This window comes from Flavobacterium gawalongense (genome assembly GCF_007097265.1).
Taxonomy (GTDB): Bacteria; Bacteroidota; Bacteroidia; order Flavobacteriales; family Flavobacteriaceae; genus Flavobacterium; species Flavobacterium gawalongense.
This window is the reverse complement of record NZ_VJZP01000066.1, coordinates 1-5295: the sequence shown is the minus strand read 5'-3', so window position 1 is coordinate 5295 and position 5295 is coordinate 1. Positions and strand designations below refer to the sequence as shown.

Here is a 5295-nt window from a genome sequence, read left to right as displayed (position 1 = left end):
ATTGAAGAATTTAACAATCAAATTAATTACAAAAATGTAGCTTAACTTAATGTGCAGTTTTCATTTGCATATCCAGTTTTGGGAATGAAAGTTTTATAGGAGTCGAACAAATCCGAATTATTTCTGCTGAAAAGGAAATGTCTTTCAAACTTTCTAATTCTTATGAGGAAGAAAATGTCAGTTATTTACAAATAGGATTCAATGCCAAAATTCAAGATTTCGAAAGCAATTTCAAACAGTTTGATTTTGGTTTAACCGATAAGAACCAATTAATTCCATTATTCGAAATTTCAAATGCATTGGGTTTTATAGGAATGTATGACGGAAGAAAAGAAGGGGTTTATTCGCTAAAAAATAGTTCAAACGGCGTTTTTGTTTTTGTAATTAATGGAGCTTTTGAAGTAGAAAATCGTTTGTTAGAATCAAAAGACGGATTAAGTTTGTCAGGAATTGACTCCTTAGAATGGGAAGCGTTATCCGAAAATGCGCTCCTTATCGTTTTAGAAATTCCATAAAGGAAAGATTTCAGAGACGAATGTTTTTCGAAATTAATTCCAAAAAACAAATAATTTGCGACTATTACAACGTTTTCGTTAGTGGATTTCCCTAATTTTCAAACTATTCTTATTTTTTAGTTCCTGAAAAGTTCTATATTTGTTATTCTTTCAAAAAAAACAAACTAAAAATATACTTAATGAAAACTTTAAACGATTTTAATTTTAAAAATAAGAAAGCAATAATACGCGTTGATTTTAATGTGCCTTTGGATGAAAATTTCAATGTAACAGATGCAACTCGTATCGAAGCGGCAAAGCCTACAATTGAAGCAATTCTTGCTCAAGGCGGAAGCGTAATTTTGATGTCACATTTAGGCAGACCAAAAGGTGTTGAAGAAAAATATTCATTGAAACACATTCTAAAAACAACTTCAGAAGTGCTTGGAGTACCAGTTCAGTTTGCTTCAAACTGTGTTGGCGTGGAAGCTGCAACTGCTTCGGAAAAATTACAAGCGGGAGAAGTTCTATTGTTAGAAAATTTGCGTTTTCATACCGAAGAAGAAGCTGGAGATGTTGCTTTCGCAAAAGAATTAGCGTCACTTGGTGATATTTATGTAAACGACGCTTTTGGAACGGCACACAGAGCACACGCTTCGACTACAATTATCGCTCAGTTCTTCCCAACTGAAAAATGTTTCGGATTATTGTTGGCTAAAGAAATCGAAAGCTTGAACAAAGTTTTGAAAAACAGTGAAAAACCAGTAACAGCAGTTCTTGGTGGATCTAAAGTTTCTTCTAAAATTACGGTTATCGAGAATATTCTGGATAAAGTCGACCACATGATTATTGGTGGTGGAATGACATTTACTTTTGTAAAAGCATTAGGAGGTAAAATTGGTAATTCTATCTGTGAAGATGACAAACAAGAATTGGCATTGGAAATATTGAGATTAGCTAAAGAAAAAGGAGTTCAAATTCATATTCCGGTTGATGTTGTGGCAGCAAATGCTTTTTCAAATACTGCCGATACTCAAATTGTTGATGTAGAAACAATTCCTGACGGATGGCAAGGACTTGATGCTGGACCAAAATCATTGGAAAACTTCAAAAAAGTAATTATGGATTCTAAAACTATTCTTTGGAATGGTCCATTAGGAGTTTTTGAAATGGAAAGTTTTGCTAATGGAACAATCGCTCTTGGTAACTTCATAGCTGAATCAACTGCAAACGGAGCTTTCTCACTTGTAGGTGGAGGAGATTCAGTAGCTGCTGTAAAACAATTTGGACTAGAAGACAAAATGAGTTATGTTTCAACTGGTGGAGGAGCCATGTTAGAAATGCTGGAAGGAAGAGTATTGCCAGGAATTGCTGCGATACTTGACTAATACAATGATTTAAAAAGGTTTCATTTTAAGCTGTAATCCAGATTTAAAAATACCTTATCTATAATAATAAGAAACCTTAGCGATGAACTATTTGTCGCTAAGGTTTTTTTTAGTTTTAAAATTTGATGAATTGTGTTTTAAAAGGAATTTTCACAATGAAATCACGGAAAATTCTTCATAATTGAACTGAAAGTTGCATTTTTAACAATATTTAAAGAAATTTTCAGTTTTAACCTATTATGTTTGTAAAAAATACCAATGTAATCATTTGAAATATAGGACTTTGATCATTAAAATATGAATGTAAAAAATACCACCCTATCGTTATTTCTATTGTTATCAGTGCATTTATTTTCGCAAGAAGTTGTTGAAAATAAAAATTTTGTAAAAGTAGAACCAAAATTATCTTATTTAGATTCTATCAAGAAAACCTTCGTAAAAGATGAAATGGCATCTTGTGTTGATAGTTTGTGGATGAAAGAATTGACAAACTTAGATTTATACAACAATATAACGGATGATATAAAAAACATAAATATCGATGAAAAAGTGGATTATGAATTGCCTACTGAACTTTTGAAAGAAAGACTGGCGGCAATGGATGCAAAATCACCTTTCAATATTGAATACAATCAAGGTCTGGAAAACATCATCAAGTCATTCCTAAAAAACAGAAAGAGATCCTTTGAACGGTTAATGGCTATTTCGGAGTATTACTTCCCGCTTTTTGAAGAAGCACTAGCGAAACAAAATGTTCCTTTGGAAATAAAATATTTAGCAGTTGTAGAATCCGCTTTAAACCCAAAAGCAGTTTCCAAAATGGGCGCTACAGGACTATGGCAGTTTATGTATCAAACGGGAAAACAATATGGTTTGAAAATTGATTCCTATGTTGATGAACGAAGCGATCCTTTGAAGGCCAGTGAAGCGGCAACCCAATACATGACGAATATGTACAAAATATTCGGTGATTGGGATTTGGTTTTAGCTTCTTATAATTCAGGTCCAGGGAATGTTTCTAAGGCAATTAGGCGTTCTGGTGGTCAACAAAATTATTGGAACATTAGAAAAAATCTTCCAAAAGAAACGCAAGGTTATGTACCTGCTTTCCTGGCGACAATGTACATTTATGAATACCACAAGGAACACGGAATTATTCCCAATAGAGCAACAGTAAAACATTTTGCCACTGATACCATAATGATTAAGAAGCAAATGTCGTTCAAACAAATTTCAGATTTGCTTGATGTTCCCGTAGCTCAATTGCAGTTGTTGAATCCTTCCTATAAGTTGAATGTAGTTCCAGTTTATCATGATGAAAATCATTTTTTGAGATTGCCACAAGATAAAGTAGCTGTATTTACTTCAAATGAAGCTAAAATTTATGCCTATACCCAACACGAACTTGACTTTCGTGAAAAACCATTTCAGGTTACCAAAGCGATTGTTGTGCGTGATACGATGAATTATACCACACAACGGATTACGCTTCCTAAAACTAAATATTACAAAGTAAAACGCGGAGATAATTTGAGTGAAATAGCCGATAAATATGACATTGCCGTTTCCGATATTAAAAAATGGAATAAATTGAAAAGCAATGCTGTTCCTTATGGTAAAAGTTTAAAAATCATTACCGAACAAAGTATTGTAAGAACGATTAAGAAAGAACCAAAAGTGGAGGTAGTTCCTTCAGAAACAATTTCGGAAAGTCAAAGAGTAGTTGCTTCTGAAGTTAAAATTAATAAAGAAGAAGAATTGGCTTCTAATCCAGAACGAAAAGACATAGAATATGTGGTTCAAAAAGGAGACAATCTAGGAAATATTGCCCATAAATTTGGCACTACTTTAGCCGATTTAAAACAATGGAATAATTTATCGGACCACAACATTGCGCTAGGTGCTACTTTAATTGTTGCCAAAGATGAAATTGTGATTACTACCGACAAAGCGACCGCCAATTCCTTCAAGAAAAAAGCCAACTTAGCAACAGGTATTGAGTATTATGTCAAAAAAGGGGACTCCTTATTTAGTATTGCCAAAAAATATCCCGGGGTAACCATTTCAGATATTAAAAAATGGAACGATATTCGCGGGGGGAATATTAAACCCGGAATGAAGTTAAAAATAAACGTATAATACGATAAACTTCTATAAATTTGGGTTTTATTTCATATATGTAAAATTTAATTGTTAGTTGTCATATATGGTATCGCCTTTTTATTTATTGGTGTTTGCTTGCGCAAACTTGTTGTTAATGGCGATTTCATAATTAAATTATAATGAATAAAATCCATTTTTTGTGCCTTCTTATTTCTTTCTTATTTTTTTCTTGTACAAAGAAGAACGATAATTTGCATCGTAAAACGACTGGGAAAATCAATACCATTTCGGTTATTATTGATGATCAGTTGTGGAATGGTGAGATAGGAGACAGTATTCGAAATAAGTTTGCATCACCAGTAATTGGATTGCCACAAGAAGAACCGCTATTTACCATAAATCAATATCCCGTCAAACTTCTGGAGGGATTCATGACGGATACCAGAGCGATTATTGTGGTAAAGAAAGAAGAGCAAAATAAATTTGAAATAAAGAAAGATCAATATGCATCACCTCAAAATGTGTTTCATATTTCAGGAAAAACCGGGGCTGATATTATAGCATGCTTAGAAAAAAATGCTCCGCAGATGATTCAGTTAATCAAGCAGGCAGAAATAGCCGAAAGCCAGAGAATCAATAGTCAGTCGCTACTTAATCCACAATTAATCAGTAATAAATTCCATATCTCCATAAAGATTCCTTCCGGTTATACTTATGTGCTTCACAAAAGTAATTTCATGTGGTTAAAGAAGGAAATTGTCGGCGGAAATACAAGTCTGCTAATTTATCAGGTTCCTTTAAACTCCATTAAAAAGAACTCAAATTTGATTTCGAATATCATAAAAATGCGAGATTCAATAGGTAATTTATATATTAGCGGTACAGAACCAAATACGCATATGATTACTGAGGAGGCCTACGCACCATATCTTTCAAAGATTAATCTTGACGGGAAAGAAACATACGAAACCAAAGGAACTTGGGAATTGAAAAATGATTTTATGGCGGGTCCTTTCATCAATTATGCTATTATAGATAAGGAAAATAATAGAATTTTGGTTTTGGAAGGTTTCTGTTATGCACCATCAAAGGAAAAACGAGACCTGATGCATGAATTGGAATCTATTATAAAATCGGTTGTAATTGTGAAAAGGTAATTTTCATTTATACTAATTTGAGTTTGTTTCTACTGGATTGGATAAAAAACAAATCGTCACTTCGAGGCTTAATTTTTTGGCTGTAGTCTAAAAGAATGTTGTTGAAATAATTTTGTTATATTTAATAAGTTGCGTATCTGTTTAATACATCTT

The 5295-nt window shown here is 32.9% G+C and carries 4 protein-coding genes; all 4 read left to right on the top strand.

Features of this window, described 5'->3' with window-relative positions:
- Positions 1 to 137: 137 nt before the first annotated feature.
- Entirely contained in the window at positions 138 to 515 is a 378-nt protein-coding gene (locus FNW38_RS17175; protein WP_144066729.1) for a pirin family protein, read from the top strand.
- A gap of 179 nt (positions 516 to 694) precedes the next feature.
- Positions 695 to 1882, top strand: a complete 1188-nt coding sequence (locus tag FNW38_RS17170; protein ID WP_144064925.1) for a phosphoglycerate kinase — start codon at positions 695 to 697, stop codon at positions 1880 to 1882.
- Positions 1883 to 2179: 297 nt separating this feature from the next.
- Positions 2180 to 4021 (top strand): LysM peptidoglycan-binding domain-containing protein, encoded by a 1842-nt coding sequence (locus FNW38_RS17165; RefSeq protein ID WP_144066727.1) that lies wholly within the window; start codon positions 2180 to 2182, stop codon positions 4019 to 4021.
- Positions 4022 to 4164: 143 nt separating this feature from the next.
- The gene (locus tag FNW38_RS17160; RefSeq protein ID WP_144064927.1) at positions 4165 to 5142 is read left to right on the top strand and encodes a DUF4837 family protein; all 978 of its coding nucleotides are present in this window, start codon (positions 4165 to 4167) and stop codon (positions 5140 to 5142) included.
- The last annotated feature ends 153 nt before the right edge of the window (positions 5143 to 5295 follow it).